We start from the raw sequence: 15,130 nt of genomic DNA on the forward strand, positions 1-15,130 counted from the left end.
TATTGACGAAATAATTGAAATAAAATGTTACTGAAAATGGTAAGAGAAACTAAAAAATTGACATTCTATAAACCTACTACTGATAAATTTTTTGAAAGACCTTTAATTAATGAAAATATTTCAGCAGGTTTTCCTTCTCCTGCAGAAGATTTTAAAGAAATAAGAATTAGTTTGGACAAAGAATTAATTAAAAATGTTGATGCAACTTTTTATGCAAGAGTTAGAGGGAATTCTATGATTGATGCAAATATTGAAGATGGTGATTTATTAGTAATTGATAGAAGTATTGAAGCTAGAAATGATAAAATTGCGGTGTGTATGGTAGATGGCGAATTTACCATTAAACGATTAAAGGTTGAAAAATATTGTATTTATTTAATGCCAGAAAATAACAAGTATAAGCCTATAAAAGTTACTGAAGAAAATGAGTTTATTGTATGGGGAATAGTAACTTATATTATAAAAAAAGTATAATGCGTGAGCCCTTCGACTGCACTCAGGACAGGCTTATTCTTATTAATTCAGTAACTATTTACCCTATTTCACAAAAGATTTAGTGAAAGACGTGCCGGCATTTTTATTGCCGGCACGCCCACTTATTTTAATCTTGTAAAATACTTCTTGAGATTACAATTTTTTGAATCTCCGAAGTACCTTCATAAATTTGAGTAATTTTAGCATCACGCATTAAGCGTTCTACGTGATATTCTTTAACAAAACCATAACCGCCGTGTATTTGTACTGCCTCAATAGTTACTTGCATAGCCATTTCTGCAGCATATAATTTAGCCATAGCACCACTTAAATCGTAATTTTGTTTTTGATCTTTTTCCCAAGCAGCTTTTATACATAAGTGACGCGCAGCTTCAATTTGCACAGCCATATCTGCTAGTTTAAAAGCAATAGCTTGATGTTTGCTAATTTCTTTGCCAAAAGCTTTACGCTCTTTAGAATATTTTAAAGCCAATTCGTAAGCGCCTGATGCAATTCCCAAAGCTTGTGATGCAATTCCAATTCTTCCACCAGCTAAAGTTTTCATAGCAAATTTAAATCCAAAACCATCTTCTCCAATTCTATTTTCTTTAGGGACTTTAACATCGGTAAACATTAAAGAATGTGTATCAGAACCTCTAATGCCTAATTTATTTTCTTTTGGGCCCACAACAAAACCTTCCATCCCTTTTTCAACAATTAAAGCGTTTATACCTTTGTGCATTTTTTCGGGATGTGTTTGTGCAATTACCAAATAAACACTGGCATTATTTCCGTTTGTAATCCAGTTTTTGGTACCATTTAGTAAATAATAATCTCCTTTATCAACAGCAGTAGTTTTTTGTGAAGTTGCGTCAGAACCAGCTTCTGGTTCACTTAAACAAAAGGCGCCAATTATTTCTCCTTTGGCTAAAGGAACTAAATATTTTTGTTTTTGGTCTTCTGTTCCAAAATGTTCCAATCCCCAGCAAACCAATGAGTTGTTTACAGACATTACAACAGAGGCCGATGCATCAATTTTTGAAATTTCTTCCATTGCTAAAACATAAGAAACAGTATCTAAACCACTTCCTCCGTATTTTGGGTCTACCATCATTCCTAAAAAACCAAGTTCGCCCATTTTTTTTATTTGTTCCGCAGGAAATTGTTGTTTTTCATCGCGTTCAATTACGCCAGGTAATAATTCAGTTTGAGCAAAATCGCGTGCTGCATCGCGTATCATTATTTGTTCTTCAGATAAGTTAAAATCCATAATTGATAATAGTTTGATGTTTAGTAGTACTTTTTATCAAATATAAGTCTTTTATAAGTAAAAAATTGTTAAATATGTAACATATTAGAAAACGTAACTTTTTTTGAATGAAAGAAAAAAAATGGCATATTATTGGGTTAATGTCTGGTACCTCTTTAGATGGATTAGATATTGTTTATACACAAATTTGTTTGGGTAAAAATGGCTATAAGTTTAAAATTATTTATTGTGAAACAATTCCATATACTAAAAATTGGGAGGATAATTTAAGAAATGCTTTTTCGGCTTCGGAAAATGAAATTAATAAATTACACATAAATTACGGGATTTATTTAGGAGAAGCTGTGAATGTATTTATTGCTAAAAATAATATTTCAGTTGTAGATTTTATGGCTTCGCATGGACATACCATATTTCATAAACCAAATGAAGGTTATACGTTACAAATTGGTGATGGACAAACTATAAGTGCTATAACAGGTTTAAAAGTAATTTGCGATTTTAGAACGCAAGATATAGTGTTTGGTGGGCAAGGTGCACCATTAGTTCCAATTGGCGATCAATTGTTGTTTTCTGCTTATAAATATTGTTTAAATTTAGGTGGATTTGCTAATATTTCTTTTCAAGAAAATGATCAAAGAATTGCTTTTGATGTTTGTCCGGTAAATATTGTAATGAATCATTATGCTAAATTAGTTGGCTTTCCTTTTGATGAAAATGGTAATTTGGCAAAAAAAGGGAGAATTCATGCTAATTTATTAAACGAATTAAATGCAATTCCTTTTTATACTGCAGCAACACCAAAATCGTTAGGTTTTGAGTTTATAAAAGAAACTATTTTTCCAATAATTAATAAATATCAATTAAAAGTGGAAGATGTTTTAAGAACTTTTGTAGCACATATAGTTTTTCAAATTATAAACTGTTTAGATAATAATTCCACATCAAGTTTGTTAATAACTGGAGGTGGTGCTTTTAATTCCTTTTTAATTGAAGAGTTAAAACAGGCTTCAAAAAATACCATTGTTATTCCTAACAATAAGATAATTAACTATAAAGAAGCCTTAATTTTTGCTTTTTTAGGGCTGCTTAGAAGTGAAAATAAGATAAATTGTTTAAGCAGTGTAACAGGAGCAAAAAAAGACCATAGTTCTGGAAAAATCTTCATAAATCAAGTATAGTTTTCACTATATTTGTTGGTATTATTAATCAAGCTAATAATTCTAAATCATTTTAATTATGACACAAATGTAACCTCCTTTGGGAGGAAATAATTTAAAGTAAACAGTTGAATAGTTAAAGTGAATATTGATTTTATATACATAAAACATGAAAGAATTATTAAAAAAATACGAGAATAAGCAACCAGAAATAGTGTTTCATTGGAAAGACCAAGAAACCGAAGCAGAAGGTTGGACAGTAATAAACTCATTACGTGGCGGTGCAGCTGGTGGAGGAACAAGAATGCGTAAAGGGTTAGATATGAATGAAGTACTTTCGTTAGCCAAAACTATGGAAGTAAAATTTACAGTATCCGGTCCAGCCATTGGTGGCGCAAAATCGGGTATTAATTTTGACCCAAACGACCCAAGAAAAGAAGAAGTTTTAAGACGTTGGTACAAAGCCGTTTCTCCGCTGTTAAAATTTTATTATGGAACAGGAGGCGATTTAAATGTGGATGAAATTCACGATGTTATTCCAATGACTGAAGAATGTGGTGTTTGGCACCCTCAAGAAGGCGTTTTTAATGGACATTTTAAACCAACTGAAGCAGAGAAAATTAACAGAATTGGTCAACTACGTCACGGAGTTATTAAAGTTATTGAAGATCAAAAATACTCACCAGATTTATCAAAAAAATATACAGTAGCAGATATGTTAACTGGTTATGGTGTTGCCGAAGCTGTGAAACATTATTACCATATTTACGGAGGTAATATAGAAGGTAAACGGGCCATAATTCAAGGTTTTGGAAATGTAGGAGCTGCCGCAGCCTATTACTTAACACAATTAGGAGCAAAAGTTGTTGGTATTATAGATATTTCTGGAGGTTTAATAAGTGAAAAAGGATTTTCAATGGAAGAAATGACTCACTTATTTTTACATAAAGATAAAAATAAGTTAAATGCTGCTAGTTTAATTCCTTTTGAAGAAATAAATGAGAAAATTTGGAGCTTGCCAAGTGAAATATTTATTCCTGCTGCTGCTTCACGTTTGGTTACAGAAGCACAAGTAACTAAAATGATTGCATCAGGATTAGAAGTAATTTCACCAGGAGCCAATGTTCCTTTTGCTGATAAAGAAATATTTTTTGGTCCTATTATGGAATTTGCCGATAAAAAAGTAAGTTTGCTCCCAGATTTTATTTCTAACTGTGGAATTGCAAGAGTATTTGCATATTTAATGGAATCTAAAGTAGAGTTACCTATGAAAGATAGTGCTATTTTTGAAGATACATCAACTACCATAAAAAAAGCATTAGAAAAAACTTATCAGAAAAATAATAGTAAAAAAGAAATTTGTAAAACAGCTTTTGAAATAGCACTAAATCAATTAGTTTAAAATAAATATGGAAACACTCATTATAATAATTTTTATTTTAGGTTATTTAGCAATAACTCTTGAACACAATTTAAAGTTAGATAAATTAATACCTGCATTAGGTATGATGGCTATATTATGGGCAATTGTTGCTTTTGGTATAGATACTTTTGCAAATTGGTTTGATTCTGCTTCACATGCATTAATAAATGGGTTTTCTAACTTTACAAGTGCCGAAAAACATCATTTATTAGAAGAAACGTTATTGCATCATTTAGGAAAAACAGCTGAAATTTTATTTTTCTTATTAGGAGCAATGACCATAGTTGAAATAATAGATTATTTTGATGGTTTTGCCACATTTAAAAATTATATTAAAACTAAGAACAAGAAAAAGCTGTTATGGATTTTTGCCAGTCTTGCTTTTATTTTATCGGCAATTATAGATAATTTAACAGCAACGATTGTTTTAATTACAATTCTTCAAAAAATTATTAATGAAAAAGAAACGCGTTTGTGGTTTGCAGGTTTAATTATTATTGCTGCAAATGCTGGTGGAGCTTGGTCTCCAATCGGTGATGTTACAACAACAATGTTGTGGATTGGGAAAAAAGTAACTTCTGCTAAATTAATAGAATATTTAATTATCCCTTCTTTATTATGTGTAGTTGTACCTGTTTTAATAGCTTCTTTTATGAAACCATTTAAAGGAAATTTAACAGTTTTAGAAGAAGAATCTACCGCACCAAAAAGTCAATACGGTCCAACAATGTTGTATTTAGGCTTATCAGCAATTATATTTGTGCCAATATTTAAAACAATTACGCATTTACCACCTTATGTAGGTATGATGTTATCATTAGCCGTTGTTGGTATTTTTGCAGAAATTTATAGTAGATCTCAATTTAGTTTATCACACGCAATAGATGATGAAGGAGATGATTCGCACGGATTTCATAGTCCTGTTCATAAATCATTGTCAAGAATTGAAATGCCAAGTGTATTGTTCTTTTTTGGTATTTTAATGGCAGTAGCTGCACTTGAATCTTTAGGAATGTTATTTATTGGAGCGGAACATTTAAAAACAATAATTCCAAATACTGATGTTGTTATTATGTTGTTAGGTTTGGGTTCTGCTGTTGTAGATAATGTGCCATTAGTTGCCGCAAGTATGGGAATGTTTCAACAACCAATAGATGATCATATTTGGCATTTTATTGCATACTCAGCTGGTACAGGTGGTAGTATGCTTATTATTGGGTCGGCTGCTGGAGTAGTTGCAATGGGTATGGAAAAAATTAATTTCTTTTGGTATTTTAAAAATATCGCTTGGTTAGCAGCTATAGGTTTTGTGGTTGGTGCTTTGGCTTTTATGTTTTTAAGACAATTTTAAATAATAAGCCCAAGTTCATTCTTGGGTTTTTTATAATAGTTATATTACAATTTTCAAGTAGTTATTTCGTTTAAGAAAAATAAAATAAAAATTAAATCTATGATATTAACAATTCTGCAAGATTCAAATGAAATTATAGGTGAAGTTATTTCAGAAGAAAAAACACTTTCAATTTATAATTTAATAATGGATGGTGGTTTAGGAGGACAAATTATCATTGCAATTTTATTGGTTTTATTAGCATTGGCACTGTACATTTATTTTGAACGTTTTTTTGCCATAAAAGCAGCTTCACAAACCGATAGTAATTTTATGAACCAAATTAGAGACCATGTTTCGCATGGAAAATTAGATTCGGCTAAAGTGCTATGTGCTCAAGCAAATTCACCAGCTGCTCGATTGGTTGAAAAAGGAATTTCCAGAATCGGAAAACCTCTGGCAGATATTCATACAGCTATTGAAAATGCAGGAAGATTAGAAATATATAAACTAGAAAAAAACGTAAGTGTTTTAGCAACTATTGCAGGTGCTGCACCAATGTTAGGATTTTTAGGAACTGTTGTTGGAATGATTGTTGCTATTCATGAAATAGCCAATGCAGGTGGACAAATAGATATTAAAATGTTATCTGATGGTTTGTATACAGCTATGACAACAACTGTAGCGGGATTAATTGTTGGTATTATTGCATATGTTCAATACAATCATTTGGTAGTTAGAACTAATAAAGTAGTTTATGAAATGGAGGCGAAATCGGTTGAGTTTTTAGATTTATTAAACGAACCAATTTAATATGGATATTAGAGGAAGAAATAAGGTAAATCCTAACTTCAACATGTCATCAATGACTGACATTGTTTTTCTATTGCTCATATTTTTTATGATAACTTCAACGTTAGTAACCACAAGTGCTTTAGATATTTTATTACCAAAAGCAAGTGGTAAAACCGAAAATAAAAAATCGATCTCAGTAAGTATCACAAAAGCACTGGCATATTATATTGACAATAAAGAAACTAATGAGGAAACTTTGGAACAAGAATTGTTAGTATTATTAGAAGGGAAAGAAAACCCAACAATAATTTTAAGAGCTGAAGAAGGTGTGCCCATAGAACATGCTGTTAAGGTGATGGATATTGCCAATAGAAACAGATTTAAAGTAATTTTAGCCGTTAGACCAAAATAAGGATTTGAATTTTTTAGATACAAAATATAAAAGGCAGTCTGCTGCAATAACAAGTGTTCTTATGAGCTTGTTATTGGTTGCAATATTATTTGTTGGAATGACATATCTCGATCCGCCAGAAGAATATGGAATTGCTGTAAATTTTGGAACTTCAGATGTTGGAATGGGAGATAAGCAACCAACAGAACTATTAAAATCTGCTCCTCAGGAAATATCAGAACGAAAAGAGCAAATTGTAGAGGAACAAGTTACAGAAACTACATCTAATAAAAATGAAGAAGTACTTACACAAAATACCGAAGATGCCATTGCAATAAAAAAACAAATTGAAGCTAAAAAAAGAGCTGATGAAATTGCTAAATTAGAAAAAATTAAGCAAGATGCCATAGCAAAACAAAAAGCGGAAGAAGATGCTAAACGAAAAAAATTAGATGCTTTAATTGGTGGTGTAAGCAATTCTAAAGGAACTGCAACTGGAGGAGAAGGTGATGATAATACTGCTGGAGACAAAGGTAAAATTACTGGTGACCCAAATGCAAATGGATATTATGGAAATGGCGGAAATGGCGGTGGAGGAGATTATCAATTAGGAAATAGAAAACCAATAACCAGACCAAAACCAGATTATATTTGTGACGAAGAAGGTGTAGTTGTAGTTAGTATTGAAGTTGATACCAACGGTAATGTTATTAAAGCTACTCCTGGAGTTAAAGGTTCAACTAATACAGCAGCATGCTTAATGTCTCAGGCTAAAGAAGCTGCATTAAAAACTAAATGGTCATCAGATAGTAAAGCACCTTCTAAACAAGTTGGTACAATAAAGTACAGATTTTCATTATCACAATAATTTTTAATGGATTATAATAGCACCCTAAATTGGATGTTTTCACAATTGCCAATGTTTCAAAGGCAAGGAAAAACAGCTTTTAAAAAAGATTTAACCAACAGTATTGCACTCTCTAAGCATTTAAATTTTCCTGAAGCAAGATTTAAAACCATTCATGTTGCTGGCACCAATGGAAAAGGTTCAACAAGTCATATGTTAGCATCTGTTTTACAAGAAGCTGGTTATAAAGTTGGGCTGTATACTTCACCTCATTTAAAAGACTTTAGGGAGCGTATAAAAATAAATGGAGAAGTTATCCGAAAAATAGATGTTATTAATTTCATTAAGAAGAATAGGCTGTTCTTTGAAATGAATAGTTTGTCTTTTTTTGAAATGACAGTTGGTTTGGCGTTTGAATATTTTGCGAAACAAAAAGTAGATATTGCTATTATTGAAGTTGGTTTAGGTGGAAGATTAGATTCTACTAACATAATTACACCCGAAGTTTCTGTAATTACAAATATTGGATTAGATCATACACAGTTTTTAGGCGAAACACTACCTGAAATTGCTTTTGAAAAAGCTGGAATTATAAAAAATGAAGTTCCAGTTGTTATTGGAGAATTTCAAAATGAAATTTTTCATGTTTTTGAAGAAAAAGCGAAACAATGTAAATCAAAGTTATATTTAGCTTCAAAAAATATTAAAGAAATCTACCAATCCGATTTAAAAGGAATATATCAACAGCACAATATAAAAACTGTTATTCAAACAATTGAAGTGTTAAATTCTAAAGGATATATTATTTCAAATAATAATTTGAAAAATGGTTTAAACAATGTTGTAAAACATACAGGTTTACTTGGAAGATGGCAACAAATTAGTGAAAATCCTAAAGCAATTTGCGATACAGGTCATAATAAAGAAGGATTATTATATGTTTTAAATCAGTTAAAAGGGGAAAAATACGATAAATTACATTTTGTTTTTGGCGTTGTTAATGATAAAGAGTTATCAACTATTTTACCTTTATTTCCAAAAGATGCAGTTTATTATTTTTGTAAACCAGAAATTCCTAGAGGTTTAGATGCAAAAGAATTACAACAAAAGTGTGCTGCGTTTAATTTAGTAGGTAATGTTTATTTATCAGTTAGTGAGGCTTATAAAAACGCAAAATTAGCCACCAATAAAAACGATTTGGTTTTTATTGGTGGTAGTACTTTTGTAGTTGCTGAAGTTGTTTAAAAAGTTAAATTAGTGCTACTTTAAATAAGTTGCAACTTCAATTTTAACTTCACTCCAAGTTTTAGAAATGCCATCTTCACCAGTATGAAGTTCAGCACAAACTGTATTTAACGCTGTAATAGCTGCTTGCGCTTTCCAATTGTCTAAATCCATAACAGCTTCAATTGTGACCATTTGTCCGTCAACAACATAAGTTATAGGTAGTGTTTGTGTAATTCCATTCATTGTTATATCAACAGAGCCAGAATTTTCATTTTGCATATGAATTTCTCCTAAAATATTAGTGGTATTTTCCATAGTGCCAAAAAAGAATTTTTTTAGCTTACCATCTCTAATTGTGTCATTAGTATGTAAACTATTAACAGGAATTTTAAATTTTAAATTATTTAAAGTTTCTATTGCTGTATTTCCAGTTTTTAAACTATCAATTTCAACTTCGGTAAATTCACCCTTAACAGGAACTTTACTAGTTGTTTTATAAGCGATCCATTTTATTGATGTAGTTTTTGAATCAATTGTAAATGTTTTAGCTTTATTTTCAATTTCTTTTTTAGGTGTTTCTTTGCAAGAAAAGAAAATAACTAAAATTAAAAAACTTAATGTAATTACTTTTTTTATCATGATTTTAAATATTTATTTACGAGTTCTATATATTTTTGTTTTGCTTCTTTTTCAGATAGATGATTTAGCTGAAACCAAGCATTTAGTTTAAAAGCATTTCTTAGCTCCACATCTCCTGATGGTTCTTCATAATTGTTTCCTTTTGTTGCTTGTTTATAGTAAGCATAAAATTGAAGCATTATATCTGGAGGGAGTTTAATTTTTGTTGAAGATGCAACCTCATAGGCTTCTTCAAACTGGATATCTAACGCTGTTTTCATGAATTAAAGAATTTAATTTACAGCATAGCAATAATTTGCTCACCTCCCTTAACCTTGTCATTTAAATTCACTTTAATAGCTGCGGTTAAAGGTAAAAATAAATCTACTCTAGATCCAAATTTGATAAAACCAGCATCAGTTCCTTGAATAACATTCATTTTTGGTTGAGCGTAATTTACAATTCTTTTTGCCAAAGCACCTGCTATTTGTCTGTATAAAATTTCTCCTATTACTTTATTTTCTATTACAACCGTTGTTCTTTCATTTTCTTCAGAAGCTTTTGGGTGCCATGCTACTAAGTATTTTCCTGGGTGATATTTACTATATTTTATTTCTCCACTAATTGGGTATCTAGTAACATGAACATTTAAAGGAGACATAAATATGGAAACTTGTATGCGATTTTCATTAAAATATTCTTTTTCAAAAACTTCTTCAATTACAACAACTTTTCCATCAACTGGGGCAATTATTGCGTTATCACTTAGTTGAGTGTTTCTTTTTGGGTTTCTAAAAAATTGTAAGATAGTTATATAAAATATTAATAAGCAAACAGCTAAAAGTTTATTTAACCAATTTATTACAACAAAACTATCTATTAAAATTATGCCTAAACCAACAGTAAAAGTTGCTATTAAAATTATTTTATAACCTTCTTTATGAAACATATTTATTGTATAATTTGTAAGTAAATAAATATAAATGGCGCAGCAAATATAACGCTATCAAATCTGTCTAAAAAGCCTCCGTGACCTGGAATAAAGTTGCTACTGTCTTTAACTCCAGCTTGTCTTTTAAACATTGATTCTATTAAATCACCTAATACACCAAATATACTAACAATTCCTGCAATTACAACCCATTGGGTTATTGAATGTGTTGTAAATTGATTTGCAATAACAAAACTGGCAAGAAAGGTTGCAACCATTCCGCCTATAAATCCTTCAATGGTTTTGTTGGGCGAAATACGTTCTAAAAGCTTATGTTTTCCAAAATTTTTACCTACTAAAAAAGCAAAAGTATCGTTGGTCCAAATTAAAATAAAAACACCTAAAATAGTAGAGTTTACATAATTAAAAGTAGCGTTTAAAAACGGGATCTGTACAATTAAAGTAAAAGGTACTACTATGTATATAATGGTTAAAAATATTTTACCTAAATGACTTATAACTTCTTCTTTTTTAGCAAATAAAATGGAAGCAAAAGACATAAATATGGTTAAAAATAAAGCAACACCTACATATTCAAAAATCATTATTGAAGGTAAATCTTCAACATTTAAAATGTTTCCAAATATAAAAACTAAAATACCAATGATATATGGGAAAATACTTTTTAAGCCAATCATTTTTTTGAATTCATATAAGCAGAAAATCATTAAAACAAAAAATAAGCTAATAAAAGATATTTTACTAAAAAGGATACAAAATATTAAAACACTTACAAAAATAATTCCTGAGAGTGCACGTTTAAAAAGTTTTCTCATAAGTTATAAATCTTCAAACAGCAATAAATATAAGTTTTTTGCATTGGAACTGCCATAACTCATAAAATCAGTTTCTTCAAAATTTGGATTATAATTTTTTATTGCACTTATATTACTTGGAATGTTTCCTTGGTAACGTGTTTTTATTCCTGTTAAACTTTCTCCTTTAGTTTTAACTAATTGACTTGTTGTAGCGTACACTATAAAATTTTCAGAAAGATCAGCTATTTTAAATTCTTTTAATTGATTTGAAGAGAATAATATACTTCCATTTTCTGCTATTAAATGCTCACAGGATGTAAAAAGAGGAAAATCATTACTCAATTTTTCAACTGTTTTTACATTTACAGTTTTTATAAGTTTCATTAAATCAGTATCATTACAAATAATAGATTCCCAAGAGTTTTCTTGAATAATATTTGCTAAGTGTTGCGTAACTTCTTGTAGGGAAGTGCAATACAAAAATTTACCATTATTTTTGATAAAATTTTGGACAAATATTTGATCTAACGATAAATTTTGAACATCTAAAGACTCATCTTCAGGTTCAGGTTGCTTTGGGGCATTAAATAATTTTTTGAAAAAACTCATTATTTATTTTGAATAATTTCAAAATTATAAAAAACTTATCAATTTATTCAACAGTTTCTGATGAATTTTCAGTTTTAGATGAATCTTCTGAATGAAAAACTTCTTTTTCAAAAGGTCTTTTTCCAAAAATTACTTCTAAATCGTTTTTAAATATTACTTCTTTCTCTAATAAAAGTTCTGCTAGTGTTATTAATTTATCTTTATTATCACTTAAAATTTTAATAGCTCTTTGGTATTGAACTTCAATAAGCTCAGAAATTTCCTTATCAATTACTTGTGCAGTTTCTTCACTGTATGGCTTTGTGAAGCTGTATTCAGATTGCCCTGATGAATCATAATAAGTGATATTTCCAATTTTATCATTTAATCCATAAACCGTAACCATTGCTCTAGCTTGACGTGTAATTTTTTCAAGATCATTTAAAGCACCTGTTGAAATTTTATCAAACATTAATTTTTCAGCTGCTCTTCCTGCTAAAGTAGCACACATTTCGTCTAGCATCTGTTCTGCTAACACAATTTGACGTTCTTCTGGTAAATACCAAGCGGCTCCTAATGATTGTCCACGTGGAACTATAGTAACTTTTACCAATGGAGCTGCGTGTTCTAACATCCAACTTGCTGTTGCGTGTCCAGCTTCATGAAAAGCAATAGTTTTCTTTTCTCTTGGTGATATAATTTTATTCTTTTTTTCTAAACCTCCTACAATTCTATCAACTGCATCTAAAAAATCTTGATGATGCACGGCTTTTTTACCTTTTCTGGCTGCAATTAAAGCGGCTTCATTACACAAGTTAGCAATATCAGCTCCTGAAAAACCTGGAGTTTGTTGTGATAAAAATTCAATATCTGCATCTTTATCCAGCTTTATTGGTTTTAAATGAACTTTAAAAATTTCGGCGCGTTCTTTTAAATCTGGTAAATCAACATATATTTGACGGTCAAACCTTCCTGCTCTCATTAAGGCTTTATCTAAAACGTCAGCACGGTTTGTAGCTGCAATTACAATTACATTGGTGTCTGTTCCAAAACCATCCATTTCAGTTAATAATTGGTTTAATGTGTTTTCGCGTTCATCATTTCCGCCAGTCATATTATTTTTACCTCTTGCGCGTCCAATAGCATCAATTTCATCAATAAATATAATTGAAGGAGATTTTTGTTGTGCTTGTTTAAATAAATCACGTACTCTTGAAGCACCAACGCCAACAAACATTTCAACAAAATCTGAACCAGATAAAGAGAAAAACGGAACACCAGCTTCACCAGCAACTGCTTTAGCTAATAATGTTTTTCCTGTTCCAGGAGGTCCAACAAGTAATGCTCCTTTAGGAATTTTACCTCCTAATGATGTATATTTATCTGGGCTTTTTAAAAAGTCTACAATTTCTTGTACTTCTTCTTTTGCGCCTTCTAAACCTGCAACGTCTTTAAATGATGTTTTTACTTTTTGATTTTCATCAAATAATTTTGCTTTAGATTTTCCAATGCTAAATATTTGTCCACCTCCACCAGAGCCTCCGCCAGACATTCTTCTCATAAAATATATCCACAAACCAATTAAAAATATAAAAGGTAAGTACATAAATATTTGTTCTAAAAAGTTTGTTTGCTCTTCATTTTTAAGGTCAAAATCTAAAGAATTTTCTTGTTTTGTAAGTTTTAATTGATCTTCAAAATTTTTCAAATCACCAAAATTATAGTAATACATTGGCGAGTTACTTGCGTAAATTGAACTTACATTTTTTTTATGTTTTTCTTTATCTAAAGCATCTTTTTTAATAAAAATATTTGCAATATCTTTATTTACAATTACAATTTTTTCTATATCATTATCTTCCAAAATAGTTTCAAACTCATTTTGAGATAAATTTTTTGATGACATGCTGTCGCTACTAAATAGCTGATAGCCAATTATTAGTGCAAAAATAATTCCATATATCCAATAAAAATTGAATTTAGGAGGTTTAATTTTGGTATTTGAAGTATTCTTGTTTTCCTGACTCATTTAGTTTTTTTTAAAGTTTTTTAAACTTATAATTTTATTAAGCAATTTGTGTGATTTTAGCATCGCCCCATAAACTCTCAATATCATAATATTCACGAATTCTTTTTTGAAAAACGTGTACTACAATATTAACATAATCTATTAAAATCCACTCAGCTAATCCTTCGCCTTCAACATGCCAAGGTTTTTCTTTAACCAATTTACCTACTTGTTTTTGGATACTTCCTGAAATTGCATTTACGTGTGTATTTGAAGTTCCAGAACAGATTATAAAATAATCACAAACAGTATTTTCAATTTCTCTCAAATCTAAAATTTGAATATCAACTCCTTTTAATTCATCAATAGCCTTTAAAATTACTGCTATTTGATCGTCTGCGCTTATATTTTTTTTACTCATTAATTTTATTTTAGTTTGCTGCAAAGTTATTATTTTTTTATAATAAAATATGTTTTAAGTAACTTTGGTGAAATTACAATTATTTAAATGAATATTATCAAACTTAATGCCATTGATTCTACTAATTCTTACATAAAGGAGAATGCAGTTAAAAACAATTTTGAAAGCTTTACTGTTGTTTTAGCCGAAAAGCAAACTAGTGGAAGAGGTCAGTTAGGTACTGTTTGGGAGTCTGAACAAGGTAAAAACCTGACATTTAGTATTTTAATTAAGTTTTTAGATTTTAAAATAACGCAGCAATTTTACTTAAGTATGGCTGTTTCATTGGCTGTTTTGGTTGTTTTAAAAAAGCAGTTTGAGGCTACTTTTTACATTAAATGGCCTAACGACATTTTGGCAGATAAAGATAAAGTTGCGGGTATTTTAATTGAAAATAGCATTGTTGGAAATTTTATAAAAAATTCAGTTATAGGTATCGGATTAAACGTGAACCAAACAAATTTTTCAAAAGAAATTGAACATGTGACATCATTAAAAAACATTTCATCTGTTGAAATTGATAAAGAAAAATTATTAATAGATGTTGTAAATTCTATTGAATATTTTGTTGAATTTATTTATAGGAAAGAGTTTTTAAAATTGAAAGAGATGTATATGAATACACTTTACAAATATAAAATTCCAGCTATGTTTGTTGATAAAAATAATACAGTTTTTATGGGGAAAATTGTTAATATTTCTGTTGAAGGTCAGTTAGTTATAGAGTTAGAAAATGAAAAAACTCGCAAATTTAACTTGAAAGAAATTAAATTTGCGAGTCGTTAAAAAA

The 15,130-nt window shown here is 29.7% G+C and carries 18 protein-coding genes (1 of these 18 cut by a window edge); 10 read left to right on the forward strand and 8 right to left on the reverse strand.

The features are described from left to right. Together BM335_RS12765 and BM335_RS12770 are read left to right on the forward strand one after the other, a co-directional pair. Positions 1–34 carry the 3' portion of a Y-family DNA polymerase gene (locus BM335_RS12765; RefSeq protein ID WP_090228604.1) on the forward strand. It extends 1,220 nt beyond the left edge of the window, so 34 of the gene's 1,254 nt are visible here — the last part of the coding sequence; its start codon lies beyond the left edge, outside the window; its stop codon occupies positions 32–34. A 2-nt stretch (positions 35–36) separates the two neighbouring features. Continuing rightward, positions 37–474 (forward strand): LexA family protein, encoded by a 438-nt coding sequence (locus BM335_RS12770; RefSeq protein WP_090228607.1) that lies wholly within the window; start codon positions 37–39, stop codon positions 472–474. Between the two features lie 127 nt (positions 475–601). Here BM335_RS12770 and BM335_RS12775 read toward each other — a convergent pair whose 3' ends face one another. Next, positions 602–1,744, reverse strand: coding sequence for an acyl-CoA dehydrogenase (locus BM335_RS12775; protein ID WP_090228612.1), 1,143 nt, complete (start codon positions 1,742–1,744; stop codon positions 602–604). Positions 1,745–1,851: 107 nt separating this feature from the next. On the opposite strand from BM335_RS12775, the gene BM335_RS12780 reads away from it, so the two are divergent. The 7 genes from BM335_RS12780 (at position 1,852) to BM335_RS12810 (ending at position 8,935) form a co-directional block, all read left to right on the forward strand. After that, a complete protein-coding gene (locus BM335_RS12780; RefSeq protein ID WP_090228616.1) occupies positions 1,852–2,925 on the forward strand; it encodes an anhydro-N-acetylmuramic acid kinase in 1,074 nt (357 codons plus the stop codon). Between the two features lie 148 nt (positions 2,926–3,073). After that, positions 3,074–4,306, forward strand: coding sequence for a Glu/Leu/Phe/Val dehydrogenase dimerization domain-containing protein (locus BM335_RS12785; RefSeq protein WP_090228619.1), 1,233 nt, complete (start codon positions 3,074–3,076; stop codon positions 4,304–4,306). A gap of 7 nt (positions 4,307–4,313) precedes the next feature. Next, on the forward strand, positions 4,314–5,678 hold the full coding sequence (nhaD, locus tag BM335_RS12790; RefSeq protein WP_090228622.1) for a sodium:proton antiporter NhaD: 1,365 nt from the start codon (positions 4,314–4,316) through the stop codon (positions 5,676–5,678). A gap of 99 nt (positions 5,679–5,777) precedes the next feature. After that, positions 5,778–6,470, forward strand: coding sequence for a MotA/TolQ/ExbB proton channel family protein (locus BM335_RS12795; RefSeq protein WP_177219216.1), 693 nt, complete (start codon positions 5,778–5,780; stop codon positions 6,468–6,470). A 1-nt stretch (position 6,471) separates the two neighbouring features. Continuing rightward, on the forward strand, positions 6,472–6,864 hold the full coding sequence (locus tag BM335_RS12800) for an ExbD/TolR family protein (RefSeq protein ID WP_090228625.1): 393 nt from the start codon (positions 6,472–6,474) through the stop codon (positions 6,862–6,864). A 61-nt stretch (positions 6,865–6,925) separates the two neighbouring features. Beyond that, positions 6,926–7,711 (forward strand): energy transducer TonB family protein, encoded by a 786-nt coding sequence (locus BM335_RS12805; RefSeq protein WP_245780672.1) that lies wholly within the window; start codon positions 6,926–6,928, stop codon positions 7,709–7,711. A gap of 6 nt (positions 7,712–7,717) precedes the next feature. After that, on the forward strand, positions 7,718–8,935 hold the full coding sequence (locus BM335_RS12810; RefSeq protein WP_090228631.1) for a bifunctional folylpolyglutamate synthase/dihydrofolate synthase: 1,218 nt from the start codon (positions 7,718–7,720) through the stop codon (positions 8,933–8,935). A 15-nt stretch (positions 8,936–8,950) separates the two neighbouring features. On the opposite strand, the gene BM335_RS12815 is transcribed toward BM335_RS12810, so the two are convergent. The 7 genes from BM335_RS12815 to rsfS are packed head-to-tail and all read right to left on the reverse strand — an operon-like array spanning position 8,951 to position 14,301. Continuing rightward, positions 8,951–9,556 carry a YceI family protein gene (locus tag BM335_RS12815; RefSeq protein ID WP_090228634.1) on the reverse strand — a complete coding sequence of 202 codons (606 nt, stop codon included), beginning with the start codon at positions 9,554–9,556 and terminating at the stop codon, positions 8,951–8,953. After that, positions 9,553–9,816, reverse strand: coding sequence for an acyl-CoA-binding protein (locus tag BM335_RS12820; protein WP_090228638.1), 264 nt, complete (start codon positions 9,814–9,816; stop codon positions 9,553–9,555). Before BM335_RS12820 ends, BM335_RS12815 begins: the two co-directional genes overlap by 4 nt. A 17-nt stretch (positions 9,817–9,833) precedes the next feature. Next, positions 9,834–10,484, reverse strand: a complete 651-nt coding sequence (locus BM335_RS12825; protein ID WP_090228640.1) for a phosphatidylserine decarboxylase family protein — start codon at positions 10,482–10,484, stop codon at positions 9,834–9,836. Positions 10,485–10,486: 2 nt separating this feature from the next. Further along, positions 10,487–11,302: a phosphatidate cytidylyltransferase gene (locus BM335_RS12830; RefSeq protein ID WP_090228645.1), complete on the reverse strand. Its 816-nt coding sequence runs from the start codon at positions 11,300–11,302 to the stop codon at positions 10,487–10,489. Positions 11,303–11,305: 3 nt separating this feature from the next. Then, a complete protein-coding gene (locus BM335_RS12835; RefSeq protein WP_090228649.1) occupies positions 11,306–11,893 on the reverse strand; it encodes a hypothetical protein in 588 nt (195 codons plus the stop codon). A 43-nt stretch (positions 11,894–11,936) separates the two neighbouring features. Next, positions 11,937–13,901: an ATP-dependent zinc metalloprotease FtsH gene (gene ftsH, locus BM335_RS12840; protein WP_090228653.1), complete on the reverse strand. Its 1,965-nt coding sequence runs from the start codon at positions 13,899–13,901 to the stop codon at positions 11,937–11,939. A gap of 37 nt (positions 13,902–13,938) precedes the next feature. After that, complete coding sequence (gene rsfS, locus BM335_RS12845) at positions 13,939–14,301, reverse strand: ribosome silencing factor (protein WP_090228658.1); 363 nt, start codon at positions 14,299–14,301, stop codon at positions 13,939–13,941. An 87-nt stretch (positions 14,302–14,388) separates the two neighbouring features. On the opposite strand from rsfS, the gene BM335_RS12850 reads away from it, so the two are divergent. Then, on the forward strand, positions 14,389–15,126 hold the full coding sequence (locus BM335_RS12850; protein ID WP_090228661.1) for a biotin--[acetyl-CoA-carboxylase] ligase: 738 nt from the start codon (positions 14,389–14,391) through the stop codon (positions 15,124–15,126). Positions 15,127–15,130: the final 4 nt, after the last annotated feature.

The sequence above is a fragment of the Lutibacter maritimus genome (genome assembly GCF_900116115.1).
GTDB classification, from domain to species: domain Bacteria; phylum Bacteroidota; class Bacteroidia; order Flavobacteriales; family Flavobacteriaceae; genus Lutibacter; species Lutibacter maritimus.